This window comes from Pseudomonas oryzihabitans (genome assembly GCF_014522265.1).
Taxonomy (GTDB): domain Bacteria; phylum Pseudomonadota; class Gammaproteobacteria; order Pseudomonadales; family Pseudomonadaceae; genus Chryseomonas; species Chryseomonas aestiva.
In genome coordinates this window covers 3,658,805-3,675,599 of record NZ_CP017024.1, presented here as the reverse complement: position 1 = coordinate 3,675,599, position 16,795 = coordinate 3,658,805, and the positions used below count along the sequence as shown (strand labels likewise).

The following is a 16,795-nucleotide window of genomic DNA, read 5'->3' as shown; positions in this document are numbered from 1 at the left end:
GGCCGGCATTGCCCATCTGTGGAGCCCGCCATGCCCCCTAGGCTCGACCGCCTGCGCCTGTTCCTGCATGACCTCGCCACCCTGGTCAACGAACACCCTGCCGAAGCCCAGCTGCTGCAGCGCGGCGCCGTCCTGCTCGGCGAGCTGGTGCGCCATGACGACTGGCTGCCCGAGGACTGCGCCCTGCCCCGCCCCGAGCGCTACAGCCAGTACCTGCTGCATGCCGATGCCCGCCAGCGCTTCTCGGTGGTGAGTTTCGTCTGGGGTCCGGGCCAGGCCACGCCGGTGCATGACCACCGCACCTGGGGCCTGATCGGCATGCTGCGCGGCGCCGAGATTGCCCAGGGCTTCGCCCGCGACCCCGCCGGCCGCCTGCTGCCGGAAGGCGCGCCCGTGCGCCTGGAGCCGGGCCAGGTGGAAGCGGTCTCGCCGCGGGTGGGCGACATCCACCAGGTCAGCAACGCCTATGCCGACCGCACCTCCATCAGCATCCACGTCTATGGCGGCAACATCGGCGCCGTACGCCGCGCCGTCTATGCCGCGGATGGCCAGGAAAAGCTCTTCATCTCCGGCTACACCAATCGCCAGCTGCCCAACCTGTGGGACCTGTCCCAGGAGACCGCCACACCATGACCGCCATCCGCACCGCCGAGGACATCCGCCAGGCCCTGCTCGCCGGCACCGAGGTCGCCCTGCTCGACGTCCGCGAGGAAGACCCCTTTGCCGCCGGCCATCCGTTGTGGGCCGCCAATCTGCCGTTGTCGCGCCTGGAGCTGGAGGCCTGGTCGCGGCTGCCGCGGCGCGACGTGGCCATTACCCTTTACGACAATGGCGAGGGCCTGGCGGAACGCGCGGCCGAACGCCTGTACGCCCTGGGCTATACCGACGTGGCCCTGCTCCAAGGTGGCCTGGCGGGCTGGCGCGCCAGCGGCGGCGAACTCTTCATCGACGTCAACGTGCCGAGCAAGGCCTTTGGCGAACTGGTGGAAGCCCGGCGCCATACCCCTTCGCTGCCCGCCGAGGAGGTCCAGACGCTGCTGGATCAGGACGCCGACCTGGTGATCCTCGACGCCCGCCGTTTCGAGGAATACCAGACCATGAGCATTCCTGGCGGTGTCAGCGTGCCGGGTGCCGAACTGGTGCTACGGGTGGCCGAACTGGCACCTGATCCGCGCACCCGGGTCATCGTCAATTGCGCCGGCCGTACCCGCAGCCTGATCGGCGCCCAGTCGCTGATCAACGCCGGCATTCCGAATCCGGTGGCCGCCCTGCGCAATGGCACCATCGGCTGGACCCTGGCCGGCCAGACCCTGGAACATGGCCAGCAACGCCGCTTCGGTGCGGTGAGTCCGGCGACCCGGGCTACCGCCGCGACCCGCGCCCGCCAGGTCGCCGATCGCGCCGGCGTCGCCCGCCTGCCCTTCAGCGAACTGGCAGCCTGGCGCAACGACGCCCAGCGCACGAACTACCTGATCGATGTGCGCCCCCCCGAGGAATTCGCCGCCGGCCACCTGCCCGGCGCCCGCTCGACACCGGGTGGCCAGCTGGTCCAGGAGACCGATCACAGCGCCCCGGTGCGTGGCGCCCGCCTGGCGCTGGTGGACGACGACGGCGTGCGCGCCAACATGAGCGCCTCCTGGCTGGCACAGATGGGCTGGACGGTGGCGGTGGTCGACGCCATCCCGCCCGGCGCCCTGAGCGCCACTGGCCCCTGGCAGGCACCGGCGCCCACGGCGGGGCCGGTGGAGCGCATCTCGGTGACGCGGCTGCAGGAATGGCTGGCCGAGCCGGGCACCCTGGTGGTGGATGTCACCGCCAGCGCCAACTATGTGCAGAGGCACATCCCGGGCGCGGCCTGGGTGCTGCGCGCCGATCTGCCGGCAGCGCTGCCACCCGCCGAGCGCTATGTCTTCACCTGTGGCAGTGGCCAACTGGCCGCCTTCGCCGCCCTCGACGTCCAGGCCACCACCGACCGGCCGGTCCTGCTGCTGGAGGGCGGCACCGCGGCCTGGCTGGCCGCCGGCCTGCCGGTGGAAGGTGGCGAGACGCGGCTGCTGTCGACCCGGCGCGATCGCTACCGACGCCCCTACGAGGGCACCGACGCCCCGCGCGAGGCCATGCAGGCCTACCTGGACTGGGAATTCGGCCTGGTCGAGCAGTTGCGGCGGGATGGCACCAGCGGCTTCCGGGTCATCTAGCCGCTGGTCCCCACGAAGGCCGCCACCCAGGCCGCCGTCTCCACCAGCGCCTGGGAATGGCTCAGGCCGCTGCGCTTGAGCGGCTTGAGATCATGGTCCGCGGTGGCGAGCCACTGCACCTCGATGCTTGGCGCCAGGGCATAGCCCGCCACCTCCTCCCGCGAGCCCAAGGCATCCCGCTCGCCCTGGACGATCAGCGTCGGTGTTGCCAGGGTCGCCAGGTGGTCGGTGCGCAGCCGTTCGGGCTTGCCCGCCGGGTGGAAGGGATAGCCCAGGCAGATGAGGCCCGCCGCGCCCAGTTCATCAGCCAGCAGACTGGCCATCCGCCCGCCCATAGACTTGCCCGCCAGCCACAGCGGTCCGCTTTCCGCCGCGCGCCAGGTGGCGATTATGGCCCGCCAGTGCTCCAGCAGGACCGGGGCCGGATTCGGCGGGCGCCGTTTGCCCTCGGCGCATGCTCGCGCCATGTAGGGAAAGTCGAATCTCAGGGTCCGGATCTCGCGCCGGGCCAGCGCCTCGGCCAGTTGCTGCAGGAAGGGGCTGTCCATCCCCGCCCCTGCCCCATGGGCCAGCAACAGGGTCGCCAAGGGCTCACCCGCGGGTCGGCATTCGCGAAAGCTGTCGAGGTACAACTCGTCTGCCATGGGCCACTCCTCGTCCAAACGCCAGAGCTTAACCCGGGCTTTATTGATCTGGATCAATAAAGCCCGGAGCCCGCCCCTCACACTGGGCGCCTCGAAACCACTGGAGCCCGGCATGACAGCCGCCCTCGCCTGGGACGCCGACCTCATCGCCCGCTACGATCGCGCCGGCCCCCGCTACACCTCCTACCCCACCGCCGTGCAATTCCACGACGGCATCGGCCCCTTCGACCTGCTCGGCGCCCTGCGCCTGAGCCGCCAGGCCGGACGCCCGCTGTCGCTTTACCTGCACGTGCCCTTCTGCGCCAACATCTGCTACTACTGCGCCTGCAACAAGGTCATTACCAAGGACCGCAGCCGCAGCGTTGCCTACCTCCACGCCCTGCGCCAGGAGATGATCCTCACCAGCCGGCACCTGGATGGCGGGCAGCGGGTGGAACAACTGCACCTCGGCGGCGGCACCCCGACCTTTCTCAATCCCATGCAGCTGCGCGAGCTGATGGCCGACCTGCGCCGCCACTTCACCCTGGCCGACGACGATCGCGGCGACTACTCCATCGAGATCGATCCGCGCGAGGCCGACTGGAGCACCATGGGCCTGCTCCGCGAGCTGGGCTTCAACCGCGTCAGCTTCGGCGTCCAGGACCTCGACCTGCAGGTGCAGCTGGCGATCAATCGCCTGCAGCCCTTCGACGACACCCGCACCCTGGTGGAAGCCGCCCGTGCCCTCGACTATCGATCCATCAACCTGGACCTCATCTACGGGCTGCCACGACAGACCCCGGCCAGCTTCGCCCACACCGTGGAGCGGGTACTGGAATTGCAGCCGCATCGGCTGTCGGTGTTCAACTACGCCCATCTGCCGCAGCGCTTTCCGCCGCAGCGGCGCATCGAAGCCAGCGAACTGCCGGACCCCGCGGCCAAGCTGGAGATGCTGCAGCGCACCGTGGAACAGCTGCTGGCCGCGGGTTATCGCTACATCGGCATGGATCACTTCGCCCTGCCCGACGACGACCTGGCCATCGCCCAGGAAGACGGCACCCTGCAGCGCAACTTCCAGGGCTACACCACCCACGGCCATTGCGACCTGCTCGGCCTGGGCGTCTCCGCCATCAGCCAGGTGGGCGAGGTGCTCTGCCAGAACACCCCGGACCTCGCCCGCTACCAGGCACGCCTGGGCCAGGGCGAACTGGCGGTGGCCCGCGGCCTGCGTCGCTCGCGGGACGATCGCATCCGCGGCGCGGTGATCGCCCAGCTGATCTGCCATTTCCAGCTGGATTTCGCCGCCATCGAGCGCAGCTGCGAACTGGATTTCCGCCAGTACTTCGCCGATGCCTGGCCGCACCTGGAAGCCATGGCCGCCGACGGCCTGATCCGTCTCGATGCCCGCGGCGTGCAGGTGCTGGCGCCGGGCCGCCTGCTGATCCGTGCCCTGTGCATGCTGTTCGACCGCTACCTGGCGGACCATGACAAGCAGCGCTTTTCCCAGGTGATATGACCCATGCCTGCCACCACTGCTAAAGTTAGACTTTTGGAACCAGACGAGAAGCGATCTTCCCCCATGACCGAGCCCCTCAAGCTGCGCAACGCCCAGGCCCATTGCAAGGATTGCAGCCTCGCCTCGCTGTGCCTGCCGCTGTCGCTCGATCTGAAAGACCTGGATGCCCTTGACCAGATCGTCAAGCGCGGCCGGCCGCTGGCCAAGGGTGACCACCTGTTCCGCCAGGGCGATACCTTCGGCTCGGTCTATGCGGTGCGCTCCGGCGCCCTGCGCACCAGCAGCCTGAGCGATGCCGGGGAGGAGCAGATCACCGGCTTCCACCTGCCCAGCGAACTGGTCGGCCTGTCGGGCATGGACACCGAGCGCTATCCGGTCTCGGCCCGGGCGCTGGAGACCACCACCGTCTGCGAGATCCCCTTCGAGCGCCTGGATGAACTCTCCGAACAGCTGCCGCAACTGCGCCGCCAGCTGCTGCGGGTGATGAGCCGGGAGATCCGCGACGACCAGCAGATGATGGTGCTGCTGTCGAAGAAGAGTGCCGACGAGCGCATCGCCACCTTCCTGGTCAATCTCTCCGCGCGCTTCCATGCCCGCGGCTTTTCCGCCCAGCAATTCCGCCTGAGCATGTCGCGCAACGAGATCGGCAACTTCCTCGGCCTGGCGGTGGAAACCGTGTCGCGGGTGTTCACCCGCTTCCAGCAGAGCGGTGTGCTGGCGGCCGAGGGCAAGGAAGTACGCATCCTCGACTCCGCCCGCCTCTGCGCCCTCGCGGGCGGTCAGCTGGAAGGCTGACGGCTGGCGCCTGCCGCTCAGTCAGCGGCAGGCGCCCGGCCCGTCTAGAAGCTGTAGCTGACCGTCGCGGTCACGTTGCGCTCCTCCCCGAAATAGCAGAAGTCCAGGCTGTAGCAGGACGCCACATAGTCCTTGCCCATGAGGTTGTTGGCATTGACCCGCGCGGTCAGCCCCGGCAACCCCAGACGGGTGAAGTCATAGGCGAGCATGGCGTCCACCAGGGTGTAGGCCGGCACCTTGCGAGTGTTGGCCTTGTCCGCCCAACTGGTGCCCACGTAGCGTGCGCCGGCGCCGATGCTGAACCCTGCCAGCGGTCCAGCCAGCTCGTACTCACCCCACAGCGACGCCTGGTGCCGAGGCGCCTGGTTCGGCGTGTTGCCCTGGGTGCCATCCAGCGCCTGGGTGTACTCGATGTCGGTGAAGGTGTAGCTGCCCAGCAGCTTGAGGCGCTCGGCCAGCTGCAGATGGCCCTCCAGCTCCAGGCCACGCGAGCGAATCTCGCCCACCGAGGAATAGAAGTCCTCCTGGGGCAGCTTGGTCGCCACGTTTTCCTGGGTGATATGGAACAGCGAGGCGGTATAGAAGCTGGCGCTGCCCGGCGGCTGGTACTTAAGGCCCAGCTCCCACTGCTTGCCCTCGGTGGGCTCCAGGGGATTGCCCGCGGCGTCGTTGTAGGCGTTGGGATTGAAGGAGGTGGAATAGCTCAGGTAGGGCGCCAGGCCGTTGTCGAACAGATAGAGCGCTCCGGCACGGCCGCTGGCCTGGCCACGGCGCGCACTGCTGCGGGTGCCCGCCAGGCGATCCTCGATGCCGATTTCCACCCAGTCCTGGCGTAGACCCAGGGAAAAGCGCCAGCGATCCAGCTCGATGAGATCCTGCAGGTAGACGCCGGTTTGCTGCAGTTCGCGACGGTACTCGCTGCCGGGGGAGATAGTCACCTGGCCACCGTAGTTCGGCGCGAAGGCGTCCAGGGCATCCGCCGTGCCGCTGGGCCAATCCACATGGGTCCAGCGACGCTGGTAATCCAGTCCGGCGAGCAGGGTATGGCGGCTGCCGGCCCAGTCGAAGTCCGCCTGCACCAGATTGTCCAGGGTATAGGCGTGCAGGTTCTCGCGGCCGCCGGAGTAATAGCGATTGAGCAGGTTGCTGTCGCCAACATAGCCGTAGCCATAGACCTGCTCCAGCTCGACCCGCGACTTGGCGTAGCGGAAGTTCTGCCGCGCGCTCCAGACGTCGTTGAATCTGTGCTCGAACTGATAGCCAACCATCTGCTGGGTGCGTTCGAATTTGTCGTGGTCGGGTTCGCCGTCGAAAAAGTGGTTGCTGATGTAGCGGCCATTGCGGCGATAGAGGCTGCCTTCGGCTGGTACGCCACTGTGGTAGCCGCCATCCGGGTCCTTTTGCAGATAGGCCTGAAGGGTCAGGGTGGTATCGTCGCTCAGGTCGATGGCCAGGCTGGGCGCCAGGGCGTAACGCTCTTCTTCCACATGGTCGAACTGGGTGTCGCTGTGCTGCGCCAGACCCACCAGGCGATAGGCGATGCGCCCCTCCTCGTCCAGCGGACCGCCGAAATCGAAGCCGGCGCCATGCTGGCCGAGATTGCCCAGGGTGGCCTGGACCTGATGATAGGGCTGGTACAGCGGCTTCTTGCTGGTCAGGGCCACCAGACCGCCCGGCAGGCTGCGGCCATAGAGCACCGACGCCGGCCCCTTCACCACGTCAATGCGCTCGAGGAAATAGGGATCGACCTGCAGCGAGCTGAAGGTGCCGCTGTCGCCCATGGTCTTGAGGCCGTCGAGAAAGACATTATCGACGCTGTTGTCGGCGAAGCCGCGCATCACCACGTAGTCGTAGCGATTGGAGGCGCCGATCTGGCCGGTGAAGATGCCCGGGGTGTACCTCATGGCCTGCTGCACGGTCTTGGCACCCTGGTCATCGATCTGCTCGCGGGTCACCACCGAGACCGACTGGGAGGTTTCCAGCAGGCCCTTGCTGGTCTTGGTGGCCACGTCGCTATGGGTCGCCAGGTAGCCATCGGTCTCGCCCAGGGCATTGCCCAGGGCGAAGCCGGTCACCGTGGTGTCACTCAGGGAGGTCACGCCGGTCGCGGTCGCCGACTCCAGGCGATAACTGCCATCGGCCTGCCGCACCGCCTGCAGGCCACTGCCCTGGAGAATCTGCTGGAAGCCGTCGGCCGGTGTGTAGCGGCCCTGCAGCCCCGGACTGCGCCGACCTTCCAGCCCCTGGGCGGGGGCCGACAGCAGTACGCCGCTCTGGGCGGCGAAGGTGCTCACCACCGTGGCCAGACTGCCCGCCTCGATGCGGTATTCCTGCGCCAGGGGCGCCGCCTGGGCCAGGCCCGGGGACATGGCCAGGCCGGTGATGCCCAGCGGCATGGTCAGGGCGAAGATGCGCAGGGCGCGGCGCAGCGGATGCAGGGTGAAACGGGTATCGCGATGCATGGAGGGCCTCGAAACGGAGATCGTTTCCCCCAAGCCCCGCGAGCGCGAAAAAGGGGAACCACCCGCGCCATATTTTTTCAGGCGGGCACGATCTGCACCCACCAGGGCAGGCGCCGTTCCACCCGTACCGGCAGGCTGTCGGCCAGGGCCGCCAGCGCGCGATCGGTATCCGCCAGCGGATAGCTGCCGACTACCCGCAAGTGGGCGACCGTGGCGGTGCAGGTCAGCAGGCCCGGTCGATAGCGACCCAGCTCCGCCACCAGCGCCGCCAGCGACCAGTCGTCGACCACCAGCCGCCCCTGGCGCCAGAGTTGCCGCCCCGGATCGACCGGGCCTAGCGGCTGTACGGCGGTAGCCGTCATCAGCGCCCGGGTCCCTTGCGTCAGGCTCTCGGGCCGGGCCTGGCGTGGCAGCAGCTGCAGAGCCCCACGATAGGCTGCCACCTCCAATCCCTCGTCACGCGCCTGGACCGCGCAGCAGCCCGCCAAGAAGCGCACCCGGCCTGGCGTCGCCTCCAGCACCATGGGAGCCGTCCCCCTCGGCTTTCGAACAGCGCCTCGCCGCGCAGCAAGCGCCAGTGATCCGCCGTGGCCCCGCGCGCGAGTTGGCTGTCGGTGTTGAGCCAGACGCGCACCCCGGCGGCCAGGTCGAAGGCACGGATCTCGCCGACCGCCGTGCTCAGGTCGGCACCCTGCGCCAGCCGCCAGTCGTCCGGCCGCGTCCAGCCCAGCGCCAGACCACCCAGGGCCAATCCCAGCACCTTGAGCGCCCGGCGCCGCCCCAGGGACTCGCGCCGCGCCAGGGCCATTCGCCCGGACGCAGGCAGACCGGTGAAGCGTGCACTGATTTCCTCCACCCGCGCCCAGGCCACGGCGTTGCGGCTATCCGCCTGCAACCAGCGTTCCCAGGCCCGCTCGGTGACGGGGTCCACCTCGTCGGCAGCCAGTTCGGCGAACCAGACCGCCGCCTCCTCCAGAGGTCCGCCACGACCGGGCGTCAGCGCGCTCAAGACACCAGTTCCAGGCAGTGCAGCATGGCCTGGGCCATGTACTTCTTGATCATCCGCTCCGACACGCCCAGCCGCTCGGCGATGACGCCATAGGTGAGCCCCTCCAGTTGCGCCAGCAAGAAGGCCTGGCGCACCCGGCCGGGCAGGCGGTCGAGCAGCGCATCGAGTTCGGTGAGGGTTTCCAGGATCAGGGCCTGGGCTTCCGGCGAAGGCTGCACGGCCTGCGGTTGCGCGGCGAGGGCATCGAGATAGGCGCGCTCCAGGGCCTGGCGCCGCCAGTGATTGGCCAGCAGGCCCTGGGCGACGGTCGCCAGGAAGGCACGGGGTTCACGCAGGCGTTCCAGCTCGGCTTCCCGGGCCAGCAGCCGCACGAAGGTGTCCTGAGCCAGCTCGGCCGCCTGCCCCAGGCAACCCAACCGCCGCTGCAGCCGCTCGCGCAGCCAGCCATGGTGGTCCAGGTAGAGGGTCCGGATATGTCCGTGCCGGTCGGACTCAAGCGTCTGCATCACCATCCTCGGAAGCAGCTGACTTCCGATAATGATAATGCTTCTCGATCACAAGATACAGGCCTATCGCCGTCTCGCAGCGACGGGACAGCGCAGTGCTAGAGCGCTATCGGCTTGCGCCCGGCAAAGGCGTGGGTCAGGGTACCGCCATCGACCAGGTCCAGTTCGCCACCCAGGGGCACGCCGTGGGCGATGCGGGAAATGGTCAGGCCCTTGGGCGCCAGCAGCTGGGCGATGTAGTAGGCGGTCGCCTCGCCTTCCACCGTGGGATTGGTGGCGATGATCATTTCCTGGAAACCGCCCTCGCTGACACGCCGTTCGAGCTCGGGTACGCCGATGGCGTCCGGACCCAGGCCGTCAATGGGCGACAGGTGCCCCTTTAGCACGAAGTAGCGTCCGCGATAGCCGGTCTGCTCCACGGCGAAGACATCCATGGGGCCTTCCACCACACAGAGGATGCTGTCGTCACGGCGGCTGTCGGCGCAGAAGCCGCAGATCTCGTCTTCGCTCAGGGTGCGGCAGCGCTGGCAGTACCCGACCCCTTCCATGGCGGCGCTGAGGGCACTGGCCAGGCGCTGGCCACCCTGGCGTTCGCGTTCGAGCAGTTGCAGGGCCATGCGCTGGGCGGACTTCTGGCCGACCCCGGGCAGAACCCGGAGCGCATCGATCAATTGGCGAATCAGGGGACTGAAGCTCATGGACTACCGTACTGGAAGGCGGGAGAAACGGGTGCCCGATGGACACCCGCAGCTGGAACAACCTAGAAAGGCATCTTGAAGCCGGGCGGCAGCTGCATCCCGGAGGTCATGCCGGACATCTTGTCCTGGCTGTTCTGCTCGATCTTGCGCACGGCGTCGTTCACCGCGGCGGCGATCAGGTCTTCGAGGATTTCCTTGTCTTCCTGCATCAGGCTGTCGTCCAGGCTGACGCGCTTGACGTCGTGTCGGCCGGTCATGACGACGCTGACCAGGCCGGCGCCGGATTGACCGGTCACTTCGGCGTTTGCCAGCTCTTCCTGCATCTTCTGCATCTTTTCCTGCATCTGCTGGGCCTGCTTCATCAGGCCGGCCATGCCACCTTTCATCATGTCTGCTACCTCGAACTATGAATGGAAAACCGGTCAGGCTTGGGTGTCGACCGGCTCGATGGTACCCGCGCGCACCGTGGCGGCGAACTGTTGCATCATCTGGCGGATGAGCGGGTCGTCCTGGATCGACAACTCCGCCTGCCGCTGCCGCTCCGCCCGGCGCCGCGCGGCGGCCTGGGCGGGCGTCTCCTGCTCCGGGGTCTGGATGGTGACCTCGAGCGTAATGGGGCGTCCCTGCTGCTGGTTCAGCGCATCGTTGAGCCGGCGCTGCTGGTTGGCATTGAACAGGGCGCTCTGCGCCGGATCCAGGTGCAGGTGCCAGCGATCGCCGTCCATGGCCACCAGGGTGCAGTTGGCGGCGATACTGGCGGTCAGTCCGCCCAGCTTGAGATCAGGGAACAACGCCTGCCAATCGGCTGCCAGGCCCGTGGCCGGTCGCACCGCCGGCGTCGGCGCCGCGGTCACCGCTTCGGCAGGCGGCTCGCCGAGGCTGTCGAGATAGTCGTCCAGCCCCACCTCGTAGTAATCCTCGGCGGGTGGCGGCTCTTCGTCACCATCCAGATCGTCACCAGCGGTGTACGCCGGCAGTTCGGCGATCACCGTGGCGTCCGGCGTCGTCTCGACCCGTGGCGTGGGCGCGGCGCTGGGCGCCGCCTGAGCGGCGGGCGCAGCGACCTGTATCACCGATGCGGGGGCTGGCGCCGCTGCCGCCTTGACCTCTGCTTGCCCAGCCTCCTCCCAGGGAAGATCGACCGGCACTTCCATAGGGGTGGTATTACTTGCAGGTGACGGCTCGGGAGCAGGCGCAGGGGCTGCCTGAGGCCTGGGGGCAGGCGTTGCGGCCACCGTAACCGCCGCGGCCACCGGACGGGGGTTGGAGTCAGCCGTGGCCGGGCTGGCTCCTGTCGTCTTTAGTGCCGGTCGCTCGGTAATCGCCGCGCCGGCAGGCCGGAAGGCCAGCATGCGCAGCAGGACCATCTCGAAGCCATGGCGCGGCTCCGGAGCCAGCGGCAGATCGCGCCGGCCAACCAGACCCAGCTGGTAGTAGTACTGGACATCTTCCGCCGGCAGCGTCTGCGCCAGGCTCAGCACCCGCTCGCGATCGCCCTGGCCGTTGTCCACCGCATCGGGCAGCACCTGGGCGATGGCCACGCGGTGCAGCACATTGAGCAGCTCGGCCAGCACCCCGCCCAGTCGGGGCCCTGCTCGGCCAGATGGCGAACCGCGTCCAGCACGGCGCGACCATCACCTTCCAGCAAGGCCTGGAGTACGTCATAGACCTGGCCATGATCGAGGGTCCCGAGCATGGCGCGCACATCGGCGGCCAGCACCTTGCCCTCGCCAAAGGCGATCGCCTGATCGGTCAGGCTCATGGCATCGCGCATGGAGCCATCGGCCGCACGACCCAGCAGCCAGAGCGCATCGTCCTCGAAGGGAATGCCTTCCGCGGCGAGCACCTGCTGCAGGTGGGCAACGACCCGCTCCGGCGGCATGTTCTTCAGCGAGAACTGCAGGCAGCGCGAGAGAATGGTAACCGGCAGCTTCTGCGGATCGGTGGTGGCGAGCAGGAACTTGACGTGGGGCGGTGGCTCCTCCAGCGTCTTGAGCAGGGCGTTGAAGCTGTGGGTGGAAAGCATGTGCACCTCGTCGATGAGGTACACCTTGTAGCGACCGCGGGACGGTGCGTACTGCACGTTCTCCAGCAGCTCGCGGGTGTCTTCCACCTTGGTGCGACTGGCCGCGTCCACCTCGATGAGGTCGACGAAGCGGCCTTCATCGATCTCGCGGCACACCGAGCAACTGCCGCACGGCGTCGAGCTGACGCCGGTCTCGCAATTCAGGCACTTGGCCAGGATCCGCGCGATGGTGGTCTTGCCCACCCCGCGGGTGCCGGTGAACAGATAGGCATGGTGCAGCCGCTCGTTATCCAGCGCATTGATCAGCGCCTTGAGCACATGGGTCTGGCCGACCATTTCGCGGAACGACCGCGGGCGCCATTTGCGCGCAAGAACCTGGTAACTCATCGAGACCTGATCAGGAGAAGACGTGGGGGGAGCACATGCTAACGAAGAGGGGCCGCGATTGCATCCCGCGGCGTGGCATCGGGACGCCGCCACGCGGACGGCGACTACCTTGCCAGATGGAGGCAGCCAGGCGCATTTTCAAGCGATCAGGAGGGAAAACGGCACGCAAAAAGCCGTTTCAGGCACGTCGACAGTGGTCTTCGCCATCAGCCAGGACAACGCTGGAAACATAGGCTGCCAGGGCATCCAGCTGGCCGCGCAGGCGGCTCACGATGGCGTTCATCTTGAAGGGGTTGTTCGCCTCCTCGTTGGTCAGGTCGATCCTGATCAGCAGCAGGGGCTCCAAGGGGTGGTGAATCTGCGCGACCAGCGTCGCCTCGGTGTCGCGCCGGCAGTCGACACGATAGGGATGGAGGCCATTGCTCAGGGCGCGTCCTGCGCTTTCGAGTCCGTTCTTCACGATGAATCCTTGGACATTCGTCCAGTAATGATGGTGCGGTGCGCATGATGGCACAGAGCCATGAACCAAAACAGTGCATTTCATCACGAAAGCCGTGTGGCGTACTTCGCCGAGCGCTGGAAGGCGAGACAGGAAAGGAAGGGGAAAAGCGGGAAGAGGAAAAGCGGGGGGCAGAAATGGAGGTGGCCCCGCCAGCCACACCCCGGCACACGACATCACCGCTGCGGCTGCTCCCTTCCGGGCCTGACCGGGTTCACGGTTGATCGTTGCGGGGGGACCGACAGAGCCACCATAACGCCTCACCCTGAGGTGAGGTGCATCATTCTACGCGGTTGGGGCGAAGTTGCAAGCCATACAAGGACTTAGGTTCGCCAAGGGACAACGGATGATACCTGGAACGGCAAAACTGTCCCGCTCCGGATCAAACGCCTACGACCTTCTGCTAGCGATAGCCAGACAAGGGTATTGAGCAAGGCGGCCACAGGATCGGACCACCCGTACCAGATCCAGTGAACACGAGCCGCCTCGGCCGCAGGTATTGTCCGCACGACCGGAGCTTGCTCCTCTCGTTAGCGAACGCCCTGGGCCTCGAGGATCTGCAGGAAGGCGTCCTCGTCCAGCACCTTCACTCCCAGCTCGTTCGCCTTGGTCAGCTTGGACCCCGCCCCGGACCGGCGACCACCACGGCGGTCTTGGCCGAGACCGAACCCGAGACCTTGGCGCCCAATGCCTCCAGGCGCTCCTTGGCCTCGTCGCGACTCATGGCCTCCAGCGTTCCGGTGAGCACCCAGGTCTGGCCGGCGAACGGCAGGCCCTGCACGGCCTGCCGGGTGCTTTCCCAGTGCATGCCGAAGGCCTTGAGCTGGGCCTCGATGGCGAGCGCCCGGGCGACGTTGTCCGCCTCGGCGAAGTACTCACGCAGCCCTTGCTTGGCCCGCTCGTTGAGACCGGCGAGGGTCTTGAAGGTCAGCCAGTCCTGCGAGCCCTCGATCAGGGCCGCCAGGCTGGGAAAGGCAGCGGCCAGGGTCTTGGCGCCGGTCTTGCCCAGAGAGGGAATGTGCAACTGGTCGAGGAAGTCGGCGAAGGCGGCATAGCCGGAGAATTCGGCGTGCACCTCACCCTCGTCCGCCAGCGCGATGCCGTTGGCCAGCAGCGCCTCCAGAACCTCGCGGTTGTGCGCGGACTGGAAGAAGTTGTGGATCTCGAAGGCCACCTCCGGCCCGATGTCCGGCAGATAGACCAGCACCTCCGGCAGCGCCTCGCGAATGCGCTGCAGACTGCCCAGGGCGCGTGCCAGGCGCTTGGCGGTCTCTTCGCCCACCTCGGGGATGCCGAGGGCGAAGATGAAGCGGGCCAGCGTCGGCTGGCGGCTGGCTTCGATGGCCGCCAGCAGATTGCGACTGGACACCTCGGCGAAGCCTTCCAGCGCGACCACCTGCTCGTAGGTCAGGGTGCACAGATCGGCGGGGGACTTCACCAGGTCGCGGTCCACCAGTTGCTCGACGATGCGATCGCCGAGGCCGTCGATGTCCATGGCGCGCCGCGAGGCGAAGTGAATGATCGCCTGCTTGAGTTGCGCCTGGCAGGCCAGGCGACCGACACAGCGATAGACCACGCCTTCGCTGATCGACTCCTTGCCCTTGCCGCGCTTGATCAGCTGGGTACGCTCCACCGCCGAACCGCACACCGGGCACTGGGTGGGGATCGCCACCGGCCGGGCATCCGCCGGTCGCCGCTCCGGCACCACCTGCATGATCTGCGGGATGACATCGCCGGCGCGGCGCACGATCACGCTGTCGCCGATCATCACACCCAGCCGGGCGATCTCGTCCATGTTGTGCAGGGTGGCGTTGGTCACGGTGACGCCTGCCACCTGCACCGGCTTGAGCCGGGCCACGGGGGTGATGGCACCGGTACGCCCCACCTGGAATTCGACATTGAGCAATTCGGTCAGCTCTTCCCGGGCGGGAAACTTGTGCGCCAGCGCCCAGCGCGGTTCCCGCGCGCGGAAACCCAGCTCGCCCTGCCAGTCGAGTCGATTGACCTTGTAGACCACGCCATCGATCTCGTAGGCCAGGGCATCGCGGCGCTGGCCGATGTCCTGATAGTAGGCCCGACAACCTTCCGCGCCCTGCACCTTGCGCAGTTCGCGACTGATGGGAATGCCCCACTCCCGGAGCTGCTGAAGAATGTCGTACTGGGTGTCCGGCAGAGTCCCGCCCTCGACCCGCCCGAAACCGTAGCAGCAGAACTCCAGCGGCCGCTGGGCGGTGATCCGCGAATCCAGCTGGCGCAGACTGCCGGCCGCGGCGTTGCGCGGATTGGCGAAGGTCTTGCCGCCGCTTTCCATGGCCCGGACGTTGAGCGTCTCGAAACCGGCACGGGACATGAACACCTCGCCACGCACCTCCAGCACCGCCGGCCACCCTTCGCCCTGCAAGCGCAGCGGGACGTTGCGGATGGTGCGCACATTGGTGGTGATGTCTTCGCCGGTGGTACCGTCGCCGCGGGTAGCGCCGCGGGTCAACAGGCCGTTCTCGTACAGCAGACTGACCGCCAGCCCATCGAGCTTGGGCTCGCAGGTGTACTCGACACCGGAATCCGGTCCGGCGAAGTCGGTCTCGCCGAATTCCTCACGCAGGCGCTTGCCCACGCTGCGGTCGAAATCCTGCAGGTTCTCGTCGGCAAAGGCGTTGCCCAGGCTGAGCATGGGTACTTCATGGCGAATGGTGCCAAAGGCGGCCAGGGCCGAGCCGCTCACCCTCTGGGTGGGCGAGTCGGGTGTCACCAACTCGGGATGCTCGGCCTCCAGCGCCTTGAGTTCGCCGAACAGCCGGTCGTACTCGGCATCGGGCACGCTCGGCTCGTCCAGCACGTAGTAGCGGTAGTTGTGGGCGTCGATCTCGCTGCGCAGGGCGGCGATCCGGCTGACGGCATCTTGGGCGTCGGTCATGGCGGTCTCTCACTGTCGCCACCCAGGGGTGGCCCTGGCGGCACCCAGGGCGCCGCGGCAAAACTTACAAACAAAAAGAGCAGCCGAGGCTGCTCTTGGTTCGCTCCGGCGCGATCAGCGCTTGAGCATCAGGCTCTTGCGCTCGAAATCGACGATGCGCTGGCGATAGTGTTCGATGGTCTGGGCGGTCATGACGCTGCGCTGCTCGTCCTTCAGCTCGCCATTGAGCTCGGACGACAGTTTGCGCGCCGCTGCCACCATCAGGTCGAAGGCCTGCTTGGGATGGCGCGGACCGGGCAGACCCAGGAAGAAGCTCACCGCCGGGGTATGGAAGTCGTCGATGGCATCCAGGTCGAAGGTGCCCGGACGCACGGCATTGGCCATGGAGAACAGCACCTCGCCATTGCCCGACATGCTCTCGTGACGATGGAAGATATCCATGTCGCCGAAGCGCAGTCCGCTTTCCAGGATGCTCTGCAGCAGCGCTGGACCGGAAAAGCCCTTCTCGTCACGGGAGATGACGTTGATCACCAGCACCTCGTCCACCGGCGCCATGGCCGCCTGGCTGTTGCCCGTGCCGACGGGATCGCTGATCGGCTCGCGCTCGGGTGCCTTGCTGCTCAGCGGCTTGTCCTTGCGCGGCTTGTCGCGACCACGGATGGCGACTTCATCGGAATCGACGGCCAGGCCTGCCAGGCTTTCGTCGCTGGCGGACAGGTCGAAGCTGTCGGCACTGGGTTCTTCGCGGCGTTCATCGCGGCGCTTGCGCTGGGTGGAGCGCGGTGGCGTCGGCTCGCCCGGATCATCCAGGGAGGGCTCCTTGGGCTCTATCACCCGTGTCGGGCCAACGATTTCCGGATCCTCGTCCTCGTGTTCCGGATGGTTGTTCAGCGACTGGTCAAGCTTGAACTTGAGCTTGCCCTTGCCGCTCATGCGACGCCAACCATCGAACAGAATACCGGCGATGACGATGACGCCGATGATGATCAGCCACTCGCGCAGACCCATATCCATGAAAAAGACATACCCCTGTGAAAATAATGGACCGACACCCGTCGGGAAACTTTGGAAAGTCGACGCTTGCGAGGTCTTTCCAAAACCTCCGAAACCTACGCCAAGTCAGTGTTCTTCCTAGCTTTTTCCACTTACCGCTAGCGCGGCC

The 16,795-nt window shown here is 67.1% G+C and carries 13 protein-coding genes, 1 other RNA gene and 2 pseudogenes; 4 read left to right on the top strand and 12 right to left on the bottom strand.

The annotated features are described in order from the left end of the window. The first annotated feature begins 30 nt into the window (after window positions 1-30). A complete protein-coding gene (locus BGI51_RS17055) occupies window positions 31-633 on the top strand; it encodes a cysteine dioxygenase (RefSeq protein WP_187979094.1) in 603 nt (200 codons plus the stop codon). Beyond that, window positions 630-2,198 carry a rhodanese-related sulfurtransferase gene (locus BGI51_RS17050; RefSeq protein ID WP_187979093.1) on the top strand — a complete coding sequence of 523 codons (1,569 nt, stop codon included), beginning with the start codon at window positions 630-632 and terminating at the stop codon, window positions 2,196-2,198. The genes BGI51_RS17055 and BGI51_RS17050 overlap by 4 nt, the downstream gene beginning before the upstream one ends. On the opposite strand, the gene BGI51_RS17045 is transcribed toward BGI51_RS17050, so the two are convergent. Then, on the bottom strand, window positions 2,195-2,842 hold the full coding sequence (locus BGI51_RS17045; protein WP_187979092.1) for an alpha/beta family hydrolase: 648 nt from the start codon (window positions 2,840-2,842) through the stop codon (window positions 2,195-2,197). The genes BGI51_RS17050 and BGI51_RS17045 overlap by 4 nt on opposite strands. Window positions 2,843-2,954: 112 nt before the next feature. On the opposite strand from BGI51_RS17045, the gene hemN reads away from it, so the two are divergent. Together hemN and fnr are read left to right on the top strand one after the other, a co-directional pair. Next, window positions 2,955-4,337, top strand: coding sequence for an oxygen-independent coproporphyrinogen III oxidase (gene hemN, locus BGI51_RS17040; protein WP_187979091.1), 1,383 nt, complete (start codon window positions 2,955-2,957; stop codon window positions 4,335-4,337). 63 nt (window positions 4,338-4,400) lie between these two features. Then, on the top strand, window positions 4,401-5,132 hold the full coding sequence (gene fnr, locus BGI51_RS17035; RefSeq protein WP_007162251.1) for a fumarate/nitrate reduction transcriptional regulator Fnr: 732 nt from the start codon (window positions 4,401-4,403) through the stop codon (window positions 5,130-5,132). Window positions 5,133-5,176: 44 nt separating this feature from the next. Here fnr and BGI51_RS17030 read toward each other — a convergent pair whose 3' ends face one another. From BGI51_RS17030 to zipA, 11 genes and pseudogenes are all read right to left on the bottom strand, one after another. Beyond that, window positions 5,177-7,594 carry a TonB-dependent siderophore receptor gene (locus BGI51_RS17030; RefSeq protein WP_187979090.1) on the bottom strand — a complete coding sequence of 806 codons (2,418 nt, stop codon included), beginning with the start codon at window positions 7,592-7,594 and terminating at the stop codon, window positions 5,177-5,179. A 77-nt stretch (window positions 7,595-7,671) separates the two neighbouring features. Further along, window positions 7,672-7,956, bottom strand: a complete 285-nt coding sequence (locus tag BGI51_RS17025) for a hypothetical protein (RefSeq protein ID WP_187979089.1) — start codon at window positions 7,954-7,956, stop codon at window positions 7,672-7,674. A 20-nt stretch (window positions 7,957-7,976) separates the two neighbouring features. After that, window positions 7,977-8,603 (bottom strand): DUF4880 domain-containing protein, encoded by a 627-nt coding sequence (locus BGI51_RS17020; protein WP_187979088.1) that lies wholly within the window; start codon window positions 8,601-8,603, stop codon window positions 7,977-7,979. Then, a complete protein-coding gene (locus tag BGI51_RS17015; protein ID WP_187979087.1) occupies window positions 8,600-9,109 on the bottom strand; it encodes a sigma-70 family RNA polymerase sigma factor in 510 nt (169 codons plus the stop codon). Before BGI51_RS17015 ends, BGI51_RS17020 begins: the two co-directional genes overlap by 4 nt. Before the next feature lie 98 nt (window positions 9,110-9,207). After that, the gene (gene recR, locus BGI51_RS17010; RefSeq protein WP_187979086.1) at window positions 9,208-9,807 is read right to left on the bottom strand and encodes a recombination mediator RecR; all 600 of its coding nucleotides are present in this window, start codon (window positions 9,805-9,807) and stop codon (window positions 9,208-9,210) included. Between the two features lie 62 nt (window positions 9,808-9,869). Continuing rightward, window positions 9,870-10,196: a YbaB/EbfC family nucleoid-associated protein gene (locus BGI51_RS17005; RefSeq protein WP_007162246.1), complete on the bottom strand. Its 327-nt coding sequence runs from the start codon at window positions 10,194-10,196 to the stop codon at window positions 9,870-9,872. A 33-nt stretch (window positions 10,197-10,229) separates the two neighbouring features. Continuing rightward, a pseudogene (dnaX, locus tag BGI51_RS17000) lies at window positions 10,230-12,220 on the bottom strand (DNA polymerase III subunit gamma/tau). A 178-nt stretch (window positions 12,221-12,398) separates the two neighbouring features. Further along, complete coding sequence (locus tag BGI51_RS16995) at window positions 12,399-12,680, bottom strand: hypothetical protein (protein WP_187979085.1); 282 nt, start codon at window positions 12,678-12,680, stop codon at window positions 12,399-12,401. A 186-nt stretch (window positions 12,681-12,866) separates the two neighbouring features. Further along, window positions 12,867-12,963: signal recognition particle sRNA small type (gene ffs / locus BGI51_RS16990), an RNA gene on the bottom strand. A 286-nt stretch (window positions 12,964-13,249) separates the two neighbouring features. Beyond that, window positions 13,250-15,633 (bottom strand): annotated as a pseudogene (ligA, locus tag BGI51_RS16985) (NAD-dependent DNA ligase LigA). Window positions 15,634-15,747: 114 nt separating this feature from the next. Then, window positions 15,748-16,647, bottom strand: coding sequence for a cell division protein ZipA (zipA, locus tag BGI51_RS16980; RefSeq protein ID WP_187979084.1), 900 nt, complete (start codon window positions 16,645-16,647; stop codon window positions 15,748-15,750). Between the last annotated feature and the right edge of the window lie 148 nt (window positions 16,648-16,795).